This window comes from Xenophilus sp. (assembly GCF_044462705.1).
In the GTDB taxonomy this organism is placed as follows: domain Bacteria; phylum Pseudomonadota; class Gammaproteobacteria; order Burkholderiales; family Burkholderiaceae_C; genus Xenophilus; species Xenophilus azovorans.
The window spans coordinates 75,116-92,454 of record NZ_JBIQNC010000002.1 but is presented as its reverse complement, the minus strand read 5'-3'; the positions used below and the strand labels follow the sequence as shown (position 1 = coordinate 92,454).

Annotated in this window: 17 protein-coding genes; 8 read left to right on the top strand and 9 right to left on the bottom strand. The window is 71.7% G+C overall.

The genetic code is table 11. The features are described 5' to 3' along the window. The 5 genes from ACIY1X_RS01110 to cyoA all read right to left on the bottom strand — a co-directional run. The coding region (locus ACIY1X_RS01110; RefSeq protein ID WP_399677369.1) for an SURF1 family protein at positions 1 to 493 on the bottom strand (493 nt) is incomplete at its 3' end. Between the two features lie 2 nt (positions 494 to 495). Next, positions 496 to 906, bottom strand: a complete 411-nt coding sequence (gene cyoD, locus ACIY1X_RS01105; RefSeq protein WP_038216843.1) for a cytochrome o ubiquinol oxidase subunit IV — start codon at positions 904 to 906, stop codon at positions 496 to 498. Between the two features lies 1 nt (position 907). Next, entirely contained in the window at positions 908 to 1,540 is a 633-nt protein-coding gene (cyoC, locus tag ACIY1X_RS01100; protein ID WP_399677367.1) for a cytochrome o ubiquinol oxidase subunit III, read from the bottom strand. Beyond that, positions 1,533 to 3,536, bottom strand: a complete 2,004-nt coding sequence (gene cyoB / locus ACIY1X_RS01095; RefSeq protein ID WP_399677365.1) for a cytochrome o ubiquinol oxidase subunit I — start codon at positions 3,534 to 3,536, stop codon at positions 1,533 to 1,535. Before cyoB ends, cyoC begins: the two co-directional genes overlap by 8 nt. Before the next feature lie 46 nt (positions 3,537 to 3,582). After that, positions 3,583 to 4,590 carry a ubiquinol oxidase subunit II gene (gene cyoA, locus ACIY1X_RS01090; protein WP_399677363.1) on the bottom strand — a complete coding sequence of 336 codons (1,008 nt, stop codon included), beginning with the start codon at positions 4,588 to 4,590 and terminating at the stop codon, positions 3,583 to 3,585. 193 nt (positions 4,591 to 4,783) lie between these two features. On the opposite strand from cyoA, the gene ACIY1X_RS01085 reads away from it, so the two are divergent. Continuing rightward, the gene (locus tag ACIY1X_RS01085) at positions 4,784 to 6,118 is read left to right on the top strand and encodes an MFS transporter (RefSeq protein WP_038216836.1); all 1,335 of its coding nucleotides are present in this window, start codon (positions 4,784 to 4,786) and stop codon (positions 6,116 to 6,118) included. A 13-nt stretch (positions 6,119 to 6,131) separates the two neighbouring features. Here the strand turns inward: ACIY1X_RS01085 and ACIY1X_RS01080 are convergent, their stop codons facing one another. Then, complete coding sequence (locus ACIY1X_RS01080; RefSeq protein WP_399677361.1) at positions 6,132 to 7,193, bottom strand: DUF72 domain-containing protein; 1,062 nt, start codon at positions 7,191 to 7,193, stop codon at positions 6,132 to 6,134. A 56-nt stretch (positions 7,194 to 7,249) separates the two neighbouring features. Here ACIY1X_RS01080 and ACIY1X_RS01075 point away from each other — a divergent pair, with 56 nt between their 5' ends. The 5 genes from ACIY1X_RS01075 (at position 7,250) to ACIY1X_RS01055 (ending at position 12,112) form a co-directional block, all read left to right on the top strand. Next, entirely contained in the window at positions 7,250 to 8,701 is a 1,452-nt protein-coding gene (locus ACIY1X_RS01075) for a sensor histidine kinase (RefSeq protein ID WP_399677359.1), read from the top strand. 16 nt (positions 8,702 to 8,717) lie between these two features. Then, positions 8,718 to 9,356 carry a response regulator transcription factor gene (locus tag ACIY1X_RS01070; RefSeq protein ID WP_399677357.1) on the top strand — a complete coding sequence of 213 codons (639 nt, stop codon included), beginning with the start codon at positions 8,718 to 8,720 and terminating at the stop codon, positions 9,354 to 9,356. 118 nt (positions 9,357 to 9,474) lie between these two features. Continuing rightward, a complete protein-coding gene (locus tag ACIY1X_RS01065; RefSeq protein ID WP_038216801.1) occupies positions 9,475 to 9,981 on the top strand; it encodes a heme-binding protein in 507 nt (168 codons plus the stop codon). Between the two features lie 51 nt (positions 9,982 to 10,032). After that, positions 10,033 to 11,124 carry a tRNA adenosine(34) deaminase TadA gene (gene tadA / locus ACIY1X_RS01060; protein WP_399677355.1) on the top strand — a complete coding sequence of 364 codons (1,092 nt, stop codon included), beginning with the start codon at positions 10,033 to 10,035 and terminating at the stop codon, positions 11,122 to 11,124. Positions 11,125 to 11,137: 13 nt separating this feature from the next. Beyond that, positions 11,138 to 12,112 carry an LD-carboxypeptidase gene (locus tag ACIY1X_RS01055; protein ID WP_399677353.1) on the top strand — a complete coding sequence of 325 codons (975 nt, stop codon included), beginning with the start codon at positions 11,138 to 11,140 and terminating at the stop codon, positions 12,110 to 12,112. A 71-nt stretch (positions 12,113 to 12,183) separates the two neighbouring features. Here ACIY1X_RS01055 and ACIY1X_RS01050 read toward each other — a convergent pair whose 3' ends face one another. Further along, positions 12,184 to 12,522: a hypothetical protein gene (locus ACIY1X_RS01050; RefSeq protein ID WP_399677352.1), complete on the bottom strand. Its 339-nt coding sequence runs from the start codon at positions 12,520 to 12,522 to the stop codon at positions 12,184 to 12,186. Positions 12,523 to 12,827: 305 nt separating this feature from the next. On the opposite strand from ACIY1X_RS01050, the gene ACIY1X_RS01045 reads away from it, so the two are divergent. Both ACIY1X_RS01045 and ACIY1X_RS01040 read left to right on the top strand, forming a co-directional pair. Continuing rightward, complete coding sequence (locus tag ACIY1X_RS01045) at positions 12,828 to 13,769, top strand: adenylate/guanylate cyclase domain-containing protein (RefSeq protein ID WP_399677351.1); 942 nt, start codon at positions 12,828 to 12,830, stop codon at positions 13,767 to 13,769. Positions 13,770 to 13,912: 143 nt separating this feature from the next. Further along, a complete protein-coding gene (locus tag ACIY1X_RS01040) occupies positions 13,913 to 14,245 on the top strand; it encodes a four-helix bundle copper-binding protein (RefSeq protein ID WP_038216786.1) in 333 nt (110 codons plus the stop codon). Between the two features lie 19 nt (positions 14,246 to 14,264). On the opposite strand, the gene ACIY1X_RS01035 is transcribed toward ACIY1X_RS01040, so the two are convergent. Together ACIY1X_RS01035 and ACIY1X_RS01030 are read right to left on the bottom strand one after the other, a co-directional pair. After that, positions 14,265 to 14,690 (bottom strand): DUF6766 family protein, encoded by a 426-nt coding sequence (locus tag ACIY1X_RS01035; RefSeq protein ID WP_399677349.1) that lies wholly within the window; start codon positions 14,688 to 14,690, stop codon positions 14,265 to 14,267. Positions 14,691 to 14,703: 13 nt separating this feature from the next. Further along, complete coding sequence (locus ACIY1X_RS01030; RefSeq protein WP_399677347.1) at positions 14,704 to 17,142, bottom strand: catalase; 2,439 nt, start codon at positions 17,140 to 17,142, stop codon at positions 14,704 to 14,706. Positions 17,143 to 17,339 lie beyond the last annotated feature (197 nt).

Here is a 17,339-nt window from a genome sequence, read left to right as displayed (position 1 = left end):
CGTTGTCGCGCAGGAAGGCGCCCCCGGGTTCGCTCAGGCGCAGCAGGCCCTGCACGTGGACGGTGCCTTCCGGTGCCGGCCGGCCGCGGCGCGCCGGATCGCGCGCCTCGGTGGGCACGAAGCCGCGGTTGATCCAGGTCCTGCGGCCGTCGGCCGTCGCCAGCGGCGTCAGCACCCAGTAGCCGGCGCCCAGCGCGGTACTGGCCTGCACCAGCGCCTCCTTGTCGTGCAGGTAGCGGCCGTCGGCCTGCACCCGCAGGTATTCGTGGCGCGTGCGGTCGACCGCGGGCCACTCGGCGGGGCCGGGCGCCGCCACCGGCGGGGCGTGGATGCGCGCATCCACGCGGGCGATCAGGTCGCGCTTCCAGGCCAGGCGCTGCACCTGCCAGTTGCCCAGCAGCACGAAGCCGGCGATGCCCACCGCCACGCCGGCCAGCAGCGCGGCACGGCGGCCGCGGGAGGCGGCGGCAGGGCCGGTCGGCGCGGCGCGCACCGTCAGGATTGGCCGAGGTGGTGCACCTGCCCGTCGTGGCCCGGCATCATGTTGACGTTCATGTGGAACATCACCCACAGCGTGCCGGCGACGGCGATGGCCACGAAGACGATGGTGAAGAGGGTGGACAGCATGGTCCAGCCGCCCTGGACCTTGCCGTTCATGTGCAGGAAGCAGACCATGTGCACCAGCACCTGCACCACCGCCATGCCGCCGAGCACCAGCACGGCGACGGTGCGGTCGCTGATCACGTTCGACATCACCAGCCAGAAGGGGATGGCGGTGAGGACGACGGACAGCACGAAGCCGATCATGTAGCCGGAGAAGGTGCTGTGCGGGCCCTCGTCCTGGGCGTGGTCGTCGTGGTGGTGGTCGTGCCCGCCGGCGGGCATCGGTACGTCGTGCGCGCTCATCTCACAGCACTCCCATCAGGTAGACAAAGGTGAAGACGCCGATCCAGACCACGTCCAGGAAGTGCCAGAACATGGACAGGCACATCAGGCGGCGCTTGTTCTCGCGGATCAGGCCGTGCCGGCCGATCTGGATCATCAGCACCACCAGCCAGATGGAGCCGAAGGTGACGTGCAGGCCGTGCGTGCCGACCAGCGTGAAGAAGGCCGACAGGAAGGCGCTGCGCCCGGGGCCCGCGCCTTCCTGGATCAGGTGGTGGAACTCGTACAGCTCCAGCCCGAGGAAGCACAGGCCGAAGACCAGGGTGACGGCCAGCCAGCCCAGCGTGCCGCCGACCTTGCCCATCTGCTTTTGCAGCATGGCGAAGCCGAAGGTGATGGACGACAGCAGCAGGAAGGCGGTGTTGATCGCCACCAGCTTCAGGTCGAACAGCTCGCCGCCGGTGGGGCCGCCCGCGTAGCTGCGGCCCATCACGCCGTAGGTCGCGAACAGCGCGGCGAAGATGAGGCAGTCGCTCATCAGGTAGAGCCAGAAGCCCAGCGCGGTGCCGTTCTCCGGATGCGGGTCGTGGGCGAGGTGGTAGTCGCGCGCGGCGGCGCCGGCCTGCACGGCGGCGGGATGGACGAGCTCAGACATGGCGGGCCAGCAGTCGGGTGCGCGCTTCCTCCGTGGCCGCCACTTCGGCCGCGGGGATGTGGTAGTCGCGCTGGTAGTTGAAGGTGTGGACGATGGCGGCCAGCACGGTGGCGGCGAAGGAAGCGGCCGCCAGCGGCCACATGTGCCAGATCAGCGCGAAGCCGCAGACCAGGGACAGCACCGAGATGACGACGCCCGAGGCGGTGTTGGCCGGCATGTGGATCGGCTGGAAGCCGCCCAGCGGGCGCTTGTATCCGTGCCGCTTCATGTCCCACCAGGCGTCGGCGTCATGCACGACGGGGGTGAAGGCAAAGTTGTACTGCGGCGGCGGCGAGGAGGTGGCCCACTCGAGCGTGCGGCCGTTCCACGGGTCGCCGTCGGCGTCGCGCAGCTGTTCGCGGCGCATGAAGCTCACCACCAGCTGCACCAGGAAGCAGCCGATGCCCAGCGCCACCAGCAGGGCGCCGAAGGCGGCGATCTGGAACCAGATCTGCAGCGAGGCGTCCTCGAAGTGGCTCACGCGGCGCGTCACGCCCATCAGGCCCAGCACGTACAGCGGCGTGAACGCGAACCAGAAGCCCGCCAGCCAGAACCAGAAGGAGCACTTGCCCCAGAACTCGTCCAGCCGGAAGCCGAAGGCCTTGGGGAACCAGTAGTTGATGGCGGCGAACACCGCGAACACCACGCCGCCGATGATGACGTTGTGGAAGTGCGCCACCAGGAACAGGCTGTTGTGCAGCACGAAGTCGGCCGGCGGCACGGCCAGCAGCACGCCCGTCATGCCGCCGATGACGAAGGTGATCATGAACCCCACCGTCCACAGCATCGGCACCGTGAAGCGGATGCGCCCGCGGTACATGGTGAACAGCCAGTTGAAGATCTTCGCCCCTGTCGGAATCGAGATGATCATGGTCGTGATCCCGAAGAAGGAGTTCACGCTGGCGCCCGAGCCCATGGTGAAGAAGTGGTGCAGCCACACCAGGTACGACAGGATGGTGATGCACACGGTGGCGTAGACCATCGACGCGTAGCCGAACAGGCGCTTGCCGCAGAAGGTGGCGACCACCTCCGAATACACGCCGAAGGCCGGAAGCACCAGGATGTAGACCTCGGGGTGGCCCCAGATCCAGATGAGGTTGACGTACAGCATCGGGTTGCCGCCGTCGACGTTGGTGAAGAACTGCGTGCCCAGGTAGCGGTCCATCGTCATCAGCGCCAGCGCGGCGGTGAGGATGGGGAAGGTCGCCACGATCAGCGCGTTGGTGCACAGCGCGGTCCAGGTGAAGATGGGCATCTTCATCAGGTTCATGCCGGGCGCGCGCATCTTGATGATGGTCACCAGCAGGTTGATGCCCGAGAGCGTGGTGCCCACCCCCGCGATCTGCAATGACCATATGTAGTAGTCCAGCCCCACGCCCGGGTTCTGGTTGCCCAGGTTCGACAGCGCCAGCCAGCCGGAGGTGGAGAACTCGCCGAGGAACAGCGACAGCATCACCAGCACCGCGCCGGCGGTGGTCATCCAGAAGCTGAAGTTGTTCAGGAAGGGGAAGGACACGTCGCGCGCGCCGATCTGCAGCGGCACCACGTAGTTCATCAGGCCCGTGACGAAGGGCATGGCCACGAAGAAGATCATGATCACGCCGTGGGCGGTGAAAATCTGGTCGTAGTGGTGCGGCGGCAGGTAGCCCATGTTGTCGCCGAAGGCCATGGCCTGCTGCAGGCGCATCATGATCGCGTCGGAGAAGCCGCGCAGCAGCATCACCACGCCCAGCACCATGTACATGATGCCGATCTTCTTGTGGTCGATGGTGCAGAACCAGTCGCGCCACAGCGGGCCCCAGAGCCGGTAGCGGGTGATCAGGGCCAGCAGGGCGATGCCGCCCAGCACGACGGCCACGAAGGTCCACAGCAGGATGGGCTCGTGCGCCATGGGCACCGAGTCCCAGGTCAGCCGGCCCAGGAGCCAGTGGGTCGGCGCCGAAGAAGGTTCAGACATGGTTCTTGTCACTCACACTCAGGTTGGCAGCGGCGGCGCGCGTGCCTCAGTTGTCCGCCAGCGCGACCGGCATGCCGGGCGTGCAGATCGATTGCGCCTGGGCCTTGGCGAACAGCGCCCCGTTGACGCGGGCGCGGCCGCGCAGCGCGTCCGAGGCCATCGTCTCGTGCATGCAGCGCTGGCCGTCCTCGACGCACAGGTTGAGCACGCGCTGGTACAGGTTCGGATCGACCGAGGCGAAGCGCTCGACCGGATGGCGCTCGCTGGGGCGGGCGAGGTCGCGGTAGGCGTCGCGCGTCAGCGGCTTGCCCTCGGCCTTGGCCCGGGCCACCCACCGGGCGAAGTCCTGCTCGCTCAGGCCGTGGAACTTGAAGGTCATGCCCGAGAAGCCGGTGCCGCTGTAGTGGGACGACATGCCGTGGAACACGCCCGGCCGGTTGATGACGGCGTTCAGCTCGGTCTGCATGCCGGGCATCGTGTAGATCATGCCGGCCAGGTCGGGCACGTAGAACGCGTTCATGGTCGAGCTGGAGGTGAGCCTGAAGCGGATCGGCCGGTCCACCGGCGCCGCCAGCTCGTTGACGGTGGCGATGCCCTGCTCGGGCAGGATGAACAGCCACTTCCAGTCCAGCGAGACCACCTCGACCTCCAGCGGCTTCACGCCCTCGGGCACCGGCTTGCCGGAGGCGATGCGGTCCAGCGGGCGGTAGGGGTCGAGCTTGTGGGTGCCGATCCAGGTCAGCGCGCCCAGCGCGATGATGATGACCAGGGGCGCGGCCCAGATCACCAGCTCCAGCTTGGTCGAGTGGTCCCAGTCGGGGGCGTAGTCGGTCTCGGCATGCCGGCTGCCCTGGCGGTAGCGCCAGGCGAACAGCAGGATCAGGATGATCACCGGCACGATGATCAGCAGCATGAGCAGGGTGGAGATCACCACCATCTGCCCCTGCTGGGCGGCCACGTCGCCGGCAGGGTTGAGCACCACCAGGTTGCAGCCGGCCAGCAGGCTGGTCGCGGCGAGCAGGGGCAGGGCCCGAAGAGGATTGGGTAGACGCATGCTGGGCATCTCGGCGGCGACGGCACGGTCGCTCCGGGTTGGTACGGGTTGCGAACGGGACGAATCTAACGCGCGGCCGGCCCGGAGGCGATAGGACGTTTTGTCCTATGTCAATGCGCCGCCCGCCACCTTATAGTGCCCCTTGCTGCGCCTCGTCCAGTGCCGCGGGGCCGCGCGCAGGAGACCTGCCCTGATGTCCAGCATCACCTATCCGCCTTCCTTCCCGCCGGCGCCGGACGCCGATGCACAACCGCACGAGGTCCACGGCGACCACAGCGTGTCGCCGGGCGACATCGCCGTCGGCGTGGTGATCGGCCGCGCCTCCGAGTATTTCGACTTCTTCGTCTACGGCATCGCCTCGGTGCTGGTGTTCCCGCAGCTGTTCTTCCCGCTGCACCAGCGGCTGGAGGGGGTGCTGTTCGCCTTCACCATCTTCGCCTTCGCCTTCATCGCGCGGCCCGTCGGCACCGCGATCTCGATGGCGATCCAGCGCCGCTGGGGGCGTGCCACCAAGCTGACCATCGCGCTGTTCCTGCTCGGCACCTGCACGGTGGGCATCGCCTTCCTGCCCGGCTACGAGACGCTCGGCACCAAGGCCGTGCTGCTGCTGGCGGTGCTGCGCGTCGGGCAGGGGCTGGCGCTGGGCGGCTCGTGGGACGGGCTGCCCTCGCTGCTCGCGCTGAGCGCGCCCCCCAACCGCCGCGGCTGGTACGCGATGCTGGGCCAGCTCGGCGCGCCGGTGGGCTTCATCCTGGCCAGCGCGCTGTTCGCCTTCCTCTACGGCAGCCTGTCGCAGGACGACTTCCTCTCCTGGGGCTGGCGCTATCCCTTCTTCGTCGCCTTCGCCATCAACGTGGTGGCGCTGTTCGCCCGCCTGCGGCTGGTGGTGACGCCCGAGTACGAGCGGCTGCTGGAGCGCAGCGAACTGGAGCCGGTGCCGGCCGGCGAGCTGGTGCGCACCCAGGGCTACAACCTGTTCATCGGCGCCTTCGCCGCGCTGGCCAGCTATGCGCTGTTCCACCTGGTGACGGTGTTCCCGCTGTCGTGGATCCACCTGTATACCGAGCAGTCGATCACCGGCTTCCTCGGCGTGCAGATCGTGGGCGGCTTCCTGATCGCCGTGGGCGTGGTCGTCTCCGGCCTGGTGGCCGACCGCTACGGCCGCCGCCGCACGCTGGGCACGCTGGCCGGCATGATCGCGGTCTTCAGCGGCTTTGCGCCGACGCTGCTCAACGGCGGCACGCTGGGCCAGGACGTGTTCATCCTGCTGGGCTGCACGCTGCTGGGCCTGTCGTACGGGCAGGCGGCCGGCGCGGTGACGTCCAACTTCACGCCGCGCTTCCGCTACACCGGCGCGGCGCTCACGCAGGACTTCGCCTGGCTGATCGGCGCCGCCTTCGCGCCGGTGGTGGCGCTGGGCCTGTCGGCCCACTTCGGGCTGGGCTACCTGAGCCTGTACCTGCTGTCGGGCGCCGCCTGCACGCTGGCCGCCCTGGGGCTGAACAAGGCCCTGGTGGCGAAGGACTGACGGCCGGCCTTCATCAGCCGCCGGCGGCGCGCGCCGCCACGGCCTGCGCCAGCGCCTGCACGCTCAGCGGCGCCGAGCCTTCCGCCTTGTTGTTGATCGCCACGTAGGCCGGCCAGCCCGCGCCCACGGTGCCGGCGATCACCTTCGCCAGCACCTCGCGGGTCTCGGGATCGGGGTCCACCAGCCTGTCGAAGGGCTCGTACAGGCCCTTGGCCGTCTCGTAGCCGTAGGCGCCGTGGCGCCGGTGCAGGCTCCAGCGGCACACCAGCGGGCCGGGCCACAGGGCGCGCAGCAGCGGCAGTTGCGCCTCGATCGGCGGCAGCTTGGCATGCAGGCCCAGGCAGTAGGTGGCGCCGGTGCCGCGCAGCACCTCGGCGAAGGCGGGCGTGAGGAACTCGGGGTTGCGCACCTCGACGGCCACCACGCCGTCCGGCGCCTGCGGTTTCAGCGGGGGCAGGGCGGCGAGCAGGGTGCGCAGCCGTTCCAGCACCTCCGGCAGGCGGGCGAGCAGGTGTGCCGGCAGCGGGCTGAGCTGGAACACCAGCGCACCGATGCGCGAACCCAGGCCCTCCAGCGCCGGCTGCACGAACTGCTCCACCGCCAGCACCGGATCGAGGAAGGCCGGGTTCGGCTGCTGGCCGCGCCCGTCCTCGGCGCGCACCAGCGCATCGGTCACCAGCGCGGGGGCCTTGACGATGAAGCGGAAGTCCGGCGGCACCTGCGCCGCGTAGGCGGCGTACTGGCTGGCCGTCAGCGGCCGGTAGAAGCCGCGGTCCAGGCTCACGCCGCGCAGCAGCGGGTGCTGTGCGTAGGCGGCCAGGCCGTGGCGCGACAGCGTGGGCTGCGCGTGCTCGCCGTCCCAGACCAGGCCCGCCCAGCCGGGGAAGTGCCAGGACGAGGTGCCCATGTGCAGCCGTGGCGCAAGCCGCTCGGCCAGCGCGCGCAGTCCGTCGTCCGCCGGCGCGGGCAGCACCTTCGCCGCCGCCGCCCTGGCGCGGGCGCCGCGCGCCGGCGCGGGCTGGCGGGCGGGCTCGGGCGGCGTGTCGTCGGGGTCTTCGAAGAGGGCGTCCTGCATGGCGAATCGGTGCGCCGCGCATTCTCCGCCAGCCCCGGCGGGCACAATCGCCCGCCATGACCCATCGCCTGCGCGCCCTCGGCGGCTGGATGCTCGCCTGGCTGCTGCTGTCGGCCGCCGGCGCCGCCTGGCTGGCGCACGCGCAGCTGGAGGCGTTGCAGGCCGCCTTCGACACCGACGGCCGCATCGTCCACCGCATCCTCAGCCAGCAGGTGGTGCAGAACGACGCCGTGCTGGCCACGCTCGCGCTGGCCGGCGGCGAGGGCGCGGCGGGCGGCGAGGCGCGCCTGCCGGCGGTCTATCCCTCGATCCTGCGCGTGCAGCGGCGCGCCCCCGGCGAGGCGTGGAACGACGCCGCGCTGGCCCAGGCCGAGGTGCGCTCGCGCGCGCAGCGCGGCCCGGTGCTGGCCGATGCCGACCTGGCGCGCGGCCGCTATCGCCTGGTGATCGGCGCCGCACCGGCCAGCTTCGCGCTGGACATCGACCTGGCGGCCGCCGTGCCCTGGCGCGACTGGCCGGCCGACCCGAAGACCGCGCCCGCCCGCATGGCGCTGGTGCACCAGGGCCAGCGCTTCGAGCTGCAGGGCGGCCGCGACGCGGAGGCGCCGGGCGGCTGGCACTTCCGCTTCCGCAAGCCGCTGGCCTCTGCCAGCCAGCCCTTCGAGGTGGACGCCGAGCGCCGCGTCGGCTGGGGCGAGCTGCCCTGGGGCCGGATGCTGGCGTGGGCGGCCGGCATGGCCGTGCTGCTTGCCGGCGCGCGCCTGCTGCGGCGCCAGCGCACCGAGCGCCGCCGCGCCGAGGAACTGCTGCGCCTGGGCCAGGTGGCGCGCCTGAACACGCTGGGCGAACTGGCCGCCGGCATGGCGCACGAGCTGAACCAGCCGCTGACGGCGGTGCTCGCCAGCACCCAGGCCGCGCGCCGCCTGCTGGACGAGGAGCCGCCCGAGACCGGCGCCGCCCGCGACGCCATGGCCCAGGCCGCGCTGCAGGCGCGCCGTGCGGCCGACGTGCTGGGCCGCCTGCGCGGCACGCTGGAGCGCCCGGACGCCGCGCGCCGCGAGCCGGTCGACCTGCGGCAGGCCGCGCGCCGCGCCCTGCACCTGCTGGAGCCCGAGGGCGAGCGCCGCCACACCGCGATGCGCCTGGAGGCGCCGGAGCAGCCGGTGCGCGCGCTGGCCGACCCCGTGGCGCTGGAGCAGATCGTGCACAACCTGCTGATGAACGCCCTGCAGGCCCTGGAGGAGGTGCCGCCGGCGCGCCGCGAGGTGCTGCTGCGCGTGCGGGCGCAGGACGGGCAGGCGCTGCTGTCGGTCAGCGACACCGGCCCGGGCATCCCCGCCGAGCTGCGCTCGCGTGTGTTCCAGCCCTTCTTCAGCACCCGCAGCGGCGGGCTGGGGCTGGGCCTGAGCCTGAGCGAGACGCTGGCCGCCGGCATGGGCGGCGCGCTCGCCGAAGGCGGCGCGCCGGGGCAGGGCGCCTGCTTCGTGCTGAGCCTGCCGCTGGCCTGACCACCCGCATCGCCGCATGACCGCCCCCTCCACGCCCCAGTCGCCCCTCGTCCACCTCGTCGACGACGATGCCGCCGTGCGCGACAGCCTGGCGCTGCTGATCGGCACCATCGGCCTGCGCGTGCAGACCTGGGAGGCGCCGCAGCGCTTCCTCGCCGAGTTCGACCGCGCCGCCGTCGGCGCCATCGTGCTGGACGTGCGCATGCCGGGCATCGGCGGCCTCGCCGTGCTCGACCGGCTGATCGCCGAGGGCGTGGACCAGCCCGTCGTCATGCTCACCGGCCACGGCACGGTGGAGATGTGCCGGCGCGCCTTCAAGGCCGGGGCGGCCGAGTTCCTGGAAAAGCCGGTGGACGACGAGCAGCTGCTGGAGGCGCTGCAGAACGCCGTGCGCCAGCACGTGCGCTCGCGCGAGCGCAGCCAGGCCGACCAGGCGGCGCGGCGCCGCTACGCCCAGCTCTCCGAGCGCGAGCGCGAGGTGCTGGGCCTGATCGTCGCCGGCCTGACCAACAAGGAGATCGCGCGGGCGCTCACGCTGTCGCCGCGCACCGTCGAGACGCACCGCGCCAACGTGTTCGCCAAGCTGGGCTGCGAGTCGCTGGCGCAGCTCATCCGCGGCTATGCGGCACTGGCCGAGGAAGAGGGCGCTGCGTAGTTCTACGGACGGCCGCGCGTAGCCGCACGAATGGCCCGCGGGCGGGCGCTTTCCTAGAGTGACGTGGTCGCCGGCCGAGCCCGGCGCGCCCCCTCGACAACCTCCTGGAGAGACCCTCATGACCGCATCGTCCCTGCGCCGCATCGGCGCCCTCGCACTCCTCGCCGCCGCCTGCGGCGCCCAGGCCCAGCAGGCCGCCCCCGTGCGGGCCGAACGCAACATCGGCCTCGACCTGGCCAACCAGATCGCCGCCGGCGCCGTGGCCTCCTGCGCCGCCAACGGCTATGCCGTCGCCGCCACCGTGGTGGACCGTGCCGGCGGCGTGCGCGCCGTGCAGCGTGCCGACAACGCCGGCCCGCACACCCTGGGCGCCAGCGAGCGCAAGGCGTGGACCTCCGCCTCGGCCAAGGCACCCACCCAGGCCATGATGGAGAACGCGCAGAAGAACCCCGGCGCGGCCAACCTCGTGCACCTGCCCGGCTTCCTGCTGCTGGGCGGCGGCGTGCCGATCAAGGCCGGCAACGAGGTGATCGGCGCGGTCGGCGTCGGCGGTGCACCGGGCGGCCACCTCGACGAGCAGTGCGCCAACGCCGCCATCGAGAAGGTGCGCGCGCAGCTCGGCTGACGCCGGCCCAAGGCGGGGCGTGAGGGACAATGGCGCCCCTCACGCCGCGCCATGCCTTCTTCCTCCCCCGACGACGCCCACTGGATGGCCCTGGCGCTGGCCCAGGCCCGCGATGCCGCCGATGCCGGCGAGGTGCCGGTGGGTGCGGTCGTCGTCCGGGACGGCCGGCTGCTGGCCGCCGGCCGCAACAGCCCCGTCGCCGGCCGCGACCCGAGCGCCCATGCCGAGATCAACGCGCTGCGCGCCGCCGCGCAGGCGCTGGGCAACTACCGCCTCGACGGCTGCGAACTCTTCGTCACCCTCGAACCCTGCCCGATGTGCGCCGGGGCGATGCTGCATGCGCGGCTGGCCCGGGTCGTCTTCGGTGCGGCCGACCCGCGCACCGGCGCGGCCGGCTCCGTGCTCGACCTGTTCGCGCAGCCGCAGCTCAACCACCACACCCGGGTGACGGGCGGCGTGTGCGCCGCCGCGTGCGGCGCCCTGCTGCAGGACTTCTTCCACGGCCGGCGGCAGGCGGCGCGCGAGCGCGCCGAGCCGCTGCGCGACGATGCCCTGCGCACGCCGGACGCCTGCTTCGAGCCCTTCGCCGCCGCGCTGCCGCCGGTGCGCCACATGGCCGGTCTGCCGGCGCCGGGCGGATGGCGCCTGGCCTGGGTTGAATCAGGCGAAGAGCACGGCGACGCTGCGCCGCTGCTGTGCCTGCACGGCCCTGGCCAGTGGGGCTGGCTGTTCCGCGAGCTGCTGCCCCTGCTGCCGGCGCGCCGGGTGCTGGCGCCCGACCTGATCGGCTGCGGCCGCAGCGACAAGCCCAAGCGGCCCGACGCCCTGACGTCCGACGTGCAGGCCGAAGTGCTGGCGCAGTGGCTGGCGCGCCTGGGCATCGGGCAGGTCGCGCTGCTGCACCACCCGGGCAGCGCGGACGTGGCGGCGGAACTGGCCCGCCGGCCGGGGCTGCGCGTCCTGCGGGCCGATGCGTTCGCGCCGCAGGCCGCATCGCCCCACACCCGGGCCGCCTGGCGCGCGCCCTTTCCCGACCGGGGGCACGAGGCGGTCCTGCGCGCCCTGGGCCGGCGCGCGCCGCCGGCCGACGACCTGCCGCCCGAAGCGGCGCAGGCGCTGGCCGATGTCCTGCGGCGCGCCTGAGATACTGCGCGCCGTGAGCCATCGACGACACATCTACATCTATTCCCCCTCCGGCGCCGTGCGCGACAAGGCCGCCTTCCGGCGCGGCGTGGCGCGACTGAAGGCGCTGGGCCACGAGGTCGAGATCGACGAGGCCGCGCTGAAGAGCTGGCAGCGCTTCGCGGGCGACGACGCCACCCGGCTGGCCGCCATCGGGCGCGCGGCCGCCAGCGGCGCCGACGTCGCGCTGATCACGCGCGGTGGCTACGGCCTGACGCGCATCCTCGACGCCTTGCCCTACAAGGCCGTGGCCAAGGCGATCGACAGGGGCACGGCCTTCGTCGGCCTGAGCGACTTCACCGCCTTCCAGCTGGCGCTGCTGGCCAAAACGGGCCAGGTGAGCTGGGCCGGCCCCGCGCTGGGCGAGGACTTCGGCGCCGAGGCCGGGCCGGACGACATCATGGAAGCCTGCTTCGACGACCTGCTCGAAGGGCAGGGCGAGGGCACCGGCTGGCGCATGTCGTCGCGCGACGCCGGGGTGGCGTTGAAGCCCGTCCACGGCGCCACGCTGTGGGGCGGCAACCTGCGCGTGCTGGTCAGCCTGCTGGGCACGCCGTACTTCCCCGCCGTCGACAAGGGTGTGCTGTTCCTGGAGGACGTGGGCGAGCACCCCTACCGCATCGAGCGCATGCTCGACCAGTTGCGCCATGCCGGCGTGCTGGGCCGCCAGAAGGCCGTCGTGCTGGGCCAGTTCACCGGCTTCCGGGCGGTGCCGCACGACCGCGGCTTCCGCCTGCAGACGGTGATCGACCGGCTGCGCTCGCTGCTGAAGGTGCCGGTGCTGGCCGGCCTGCCGTTCGGCCACGTGCCGACCAAGGTGCTGCTGCCCGTCGGCGCCCCGGTCGAAATGGCGGCGCAGGAACGCGAGGTCTTCCTCGTGTGGGGCCACGGGGTGGGAGGCAGCCGCCATCATCATGGTCATGGACACGATCACCACCACCACGCCTGACGCCCGCGCACCCAACAAAAAAGAGCGCCGAAGGCGCTCTTTTTTTCATTCCTTCGAGCGCAGGGCCCCGTTCATCCGCGCGCGTAGCGCTGCCCGTGCGTGCGCGGCGCCATCGACTGGGGCAGGGCGCCCCTGAACATCCGCGTCACCGCCGCCATCTGCTGGCGTGCGCCGCGCTCGCCATGCACGTCGCTCAGGGCGGCCAGCATGTCCTGGCGCAGGTACCACAGGGATTCCAGCTCGTCGGCATAGCGCACCCGCTGGGCGACGCGGTGGAAGCGCTCGCCCTGGTGGGATTGCAGCAGCGCGAGCATCGACTCGCGGATGCGCTGCACCGTCCGCTCGCTGGCCACGGGCTGGCGCGACGCCGAGAAGGAGAGAAAACGCAGCAGGCTGTTGGGAAACGCCATGGCTTGGATCGGAACACAGCGGAACAGTGATGGAACGGAACCATACGCAGCGCCCCCGGCGGCGGCAAGCGGGAAACAATTATTCATGTTTAAAAACAACAGTATTTCGCGCTTTCCTGGAGCTGATTCCCGAAAACAGAAACCAAAGTCTTAGATGCGGCGCATACTGCCGATAACACTTCGAGAGCAGGATGTGAGTGGGCGTATCTTGTCGAGAGCCAGCGTTCAGATCGTCACAGGCGTGCGCCAGGCTTCGTGCGCACCCGTTGCCATAATTAGTTGAACCTGCCCATGTGCGTGACTCCATGACCACCACCGTCGTCTTTGCGGATCTCACCGGGAGCACGCGGGTCTTCGAGATCATGGGCAACGCGCGCGCCACCGAGACGGTGACGCGCCTGATCCAGTGGATCGGCAACGTGTGCGAGGCGCACGAGGGCCGGGTGGTCAAGACGCTGGGCGACGGCGTCCTGGCGATCTTCAACGACGGGCCCTCCGCCATCGCCGCCGTGCTGGAGATGCAGCGCAGCCACCACAAGCGCCTGCAGAACTGGCCCGCGCCGCTGCGCATGGAACTGCAGATCGGCGTCGCCAGCGGCGAGGTGCTGCAGGTGGACGGCGACAGCTACGGCGACGCCGTCAACGTGGCCTCCCGCCTGAGCGACCTGGCCGGCCCGAGCCAGATCTGGGCCACCGACTCCGCCATCGCGCAGCTGCAGGGCAGCGACGCGCAGCACCGCAGCCTGGGCCCGATCAACATCCGCGGCCGCACCGAGATGCCCGTGGTCCATCGCGTGGACTGGCAGGAGGAGGTGACCGAATTCCTCACCGTCCCCTCGCCGCTGGTGCCGCCGCCGCGCAGCGCCGATTCCAGCTTCGGGCAGATCGAGCTGTCGTGGCTGGACGTGCGCAGCATGTTCACCGCGGAGCAGCTGCCCATCCACCTGGGCCGGGTGGACGAGGCGGAGTTCGTCGTCAACGACCCGCGCGTGTCCCGGCTGCACGCGCGGCTGGAAGCGCGCAACGGCAGCTGCGTGCTGATCGACGTGAGCACCTATGGCACCTGGGTGCGCTTCCACAACCGCATCGGCGCCAGCAGCGAGATCGCGCTGCGGCGCGAGGAGTGCGTGCTGCACGGCAGCGGAGAGATCGGCCTGGGCGCGCCCCTGAGCGAGCTCAGCGCGCCGACCATCTCCTTCAACACGCTCGACGGCAACCTGTCGCTCAGCCGGCGCACGCGGGTGTAGCCGGGTTCCGCGCGGCGGATACAGCCGCTCGGCGCGGAGTCCGACAGCCGGGCCGTCCGCTTCCTTCCAGAGTGGTCCGACGCATGCCGCAAGGGCGCCCGCCGCCCTCCGGCGCCCCCTTGGACCGAAAGGAAGCCGCCGCCATGACCCGAGACCTCTTCGACCGCTGCATCGCCGCCTGCAACGCCTGCGCGCTGGCCTGCGAGCGCTGCGCCACCGCCTGCCTGCGCGAGCAGGACTGCGCCTCGATGCGCACCTGCATCGCGCTGGACATCGACTGCGCGAGCGCCTGCCGCTTCGCCGCCGCGCTGATGGGGCGCGACAGCGTGCACGCCGCGCAGGCATGCCGGCTGTGCGCCGACATCTGCAGCGCCTGCGCCGGCGAATGCGAGAAGCACCCGCACGCGCACTGTCAGGCCTGCGCCGCCGCCTGCCGCGACTGCGCGCAGGAATGCCGGGCGATGGCGGCGGGCTGACCCCGCGCGCCGCCGACCGCTAGCCGCGCTGCCGGCCGCCGCGCGCCATGCGCATCCAGCGCGGGTCGGTGTGCCGGCCTGCGTACTCGCGGTCGATCTCGTCGAGCAGGGCGTCGGCGCTCTTCGGGTCCACCGCGGCGAGGATGGCGTCGATCTTGGCCTCCAGGCGGTCGTCGCCCTCCTTGGACTGCGGCGAGCCGACGTACAGCAGGAAGGCCAGCCCGCCGATCTGCCACAGCAGCTGCAGGAACTCGGACTGCCAGTTCTCCAGCGTGTCGCGCAGCATCTGCACGGTGTAGCCGGAGACCTCCACCGGCGCGCCGAACTGCTGCTGCTCGTCCACGTAGGCGAACCAGCCGAACAGCCAGTGGCCGACCAGCGAGACCAGGAAGAAGCCCAGCGTCACCCAGCCGTAACCGTAGCGTTTCCAGATGGAACGGTTCATGGAGCCTCCCGGTTCACACCCGCGGCGGATCGCTCTCGCGCGCCAGGTGGCGGTGCAGGCCCACCGCGGTGATGAAGTCGGCCGCCGCCTCGGCGGCATCGGCCGCATCGGCCAGGATCAGGCCGGGGTCGTGCGAGCCGTCCGGCAGCGCCATCGGGATACCGGCTTCCGACAGCAGCCCGTGTGACGCGCCCAGCGCGAGGATGGTCTTGCAGTGCCGGTACTGGTCCTTCACGAACTCCAGCGTGTGGCCGTCCGCCGCGAGCGCTTCCATCGCCGCGGCGCCATCGGGCAGCACCAATGCGTCGAACAGGAAGCCCGGGCTGTTCTCCAGGCTCGCGTCGGCCTCGAAGACGCTGCCGTCGCCGGCGCGGCAGCGGCCCAGGCGCGAGCCCACCAGCCGCGGCACCGCACCGGCCTGCACCAGTGCGCCGAGCAGCAATGCGACGGACGTGCCCTCCATGCCGTCGGCCACCAGGATCGCGATCTTGCGCGTGCGGATGCCGCCGTCGCCCGGCCGCGCCATCAGCGACAGCGCGGGGGAGGCATCGACCTCCGGCGGCTGCGGCCGCTCCAGCGCGCGCGGCAGGGGCGCCGGCAGGTCCATGCCCAGGCCCTGCGCGACCTGCTCGGCCAGCGTGCGCGAGACGTTCAGCAGGCCCGCCACCATGCGTTCGCGCACCGCCGGCACCGTGACCTTCGACAGCTCGAAGCGGAAGGCCGCGGCGATGTGGGCCTGCTCCGCCGGCGTCTGGCTCTCGTAGAAGAGCGTGGCCTGCGTGTAGTGGTCGGCGAACTTCTCGGGCTTGATGCGCACCTTGTCCGTGCTCTGCGCGGCGTCGAGCCGGCGGGCGACGCTGACGAAGCCCTGAGCGGCGCCGGCCTGAAAGGGGCAGCCGCCGCCCAGCGAGTTGGGCTCGTAGGCGGCGCGGCCGCGGTGGATCGCCTGGCGGTGCATGCCGTCGCGCTGGTTGTTGTGCACCGGCGCGACGGGCGCGTTGATCGGCAGCTCGTGGAAGTTGGGGCCGCCCAGGCGGCTGATCTGGGTGTCCACGTACGAGTGGATGCGCCCCGCCAGCAGCGGGTCGTCGGTGAAGTCGAGGCCTGGCACGATGTGCGCCGCGCAGAAGGCCACCTGCTCGGTCTCGGCGAAGAAATTGTCGGGGTTGCGGTCGAGCACCATGCGGCCGACCACCTGCACCGGCACCAGCTCCTCGGGCACGATCTTGGTGGCGTCGAGCACGTCGAAGCTGAACTGCCGGGCCTGCTCCTCGGTGAAGATCTGCAGGCCCAGTTCCCACTCGGGGTACTCGCCGGCATCGATCGCCTCCCACAGGTCGCGCCGGTGGTAGTCGGGGTCGGCGCCGGAGATCTTCACCGCCTCGTCCCACAGCAGCGAGTGGGTGCCCAGCCTGGGCTGCCAGTGGAACTTGGCCAGGCAGGCCTCGCCCGCCTCGTTCACCAGCCGGAAGGTGTGCACGCCGAAGCCCTGCATCATCCGGAGGCTGCGCGGGATGGCGCGGTCGCTCATCAGCCACATCAGCATGTGCGTCGATTCGGGCATCAGCGAGACGAAGTCCCAGAAGGTGTCGTGCGCCGAGGCGGCCTGCGGCATGCCGTGGTGCGGCTCGGGCTTGACGGCGTGCACCAGGTCCGGGAACTTCATCGCGTCCTGGATGAAGAACACCGGCATGTTGTTGCCCACCAGGTCCCAGTTGCCCTCGTCGGTGTAGAACTTGACGGCGAAGCCGCGCACGTCGCGCGCCGTGTCCTTGGAGCCGCGCTCGCCGGCGACGGTGGAGAAGCGCACGAACACCGGCGTGATCTTGCCGGCCTCGCGGAAGGGCGCCGCCCGGGTGTAGCGGGTCAGCGGCTCGTAGCACTCGAAGAAGCCGTGCGCGCCCGAGCCGCGCGCGTGCACGATGCGCTCGGGGATGCGCTCGTGGTCGAAGTGGGTGATCTTCTCGCGCAGGATGAAGTCTTCCAGCAGCACCGGGCCTCGCGCGCCCGACTTCAGCGAGTTCTGGTTGTCGGCGACCGGCACGCCCTGGTTTGTGGTGAGGCGCTGGCCGCCGGAGTCCACGCGCACGCGGTCCAGCGAATCGATGGTGGCGTTGACGCCCTCGGGCGCCACGCCGCCGGTCTTGGCGGAGCGGCTGGCCTCGGAAGGCGTGCTGCCGGTCGGCAGCCGCGAGGCCGGCTTCGCGTGCGCGCCCTGCGGCGCGGCGCGGCGGGCGCCGCCGCCGGTCTCGTATTCGAGCGGCTTGTCGGGGTTGGCGGGCAGGGCGGCGGCCAGGGCCTGGGTCTCGATGGCCTTCTGCGCCGGGACGTCGCCGCGGCCGGCGGCGGGCGGGGCGGGGCGGGCGGGCCCGCTGTCGGTGTTGCGCGCGGCGGACCGGGCGGCGTCGAGTGCCGCGCGCGGCACGGCGGCCGAAGGGGGTTGCTTGGGCATGGGCGTCCTCGTGGGGTGGAAGACGAGCGTGGGGCTCGTGCGGGGGTCTGAAGGTCTGGTGTAGTCCAGCGTCCGGAGGCGCCCTGTAGGACGCTTCGCAGTACGGCCGTAGTTGCACGGCAGCGATGCGAAGGAGCCGGCGAACGCGATTCGCGCCGGCGCCGGCCGGAGCTGCTTGGCCGACCTACACGCGCGCA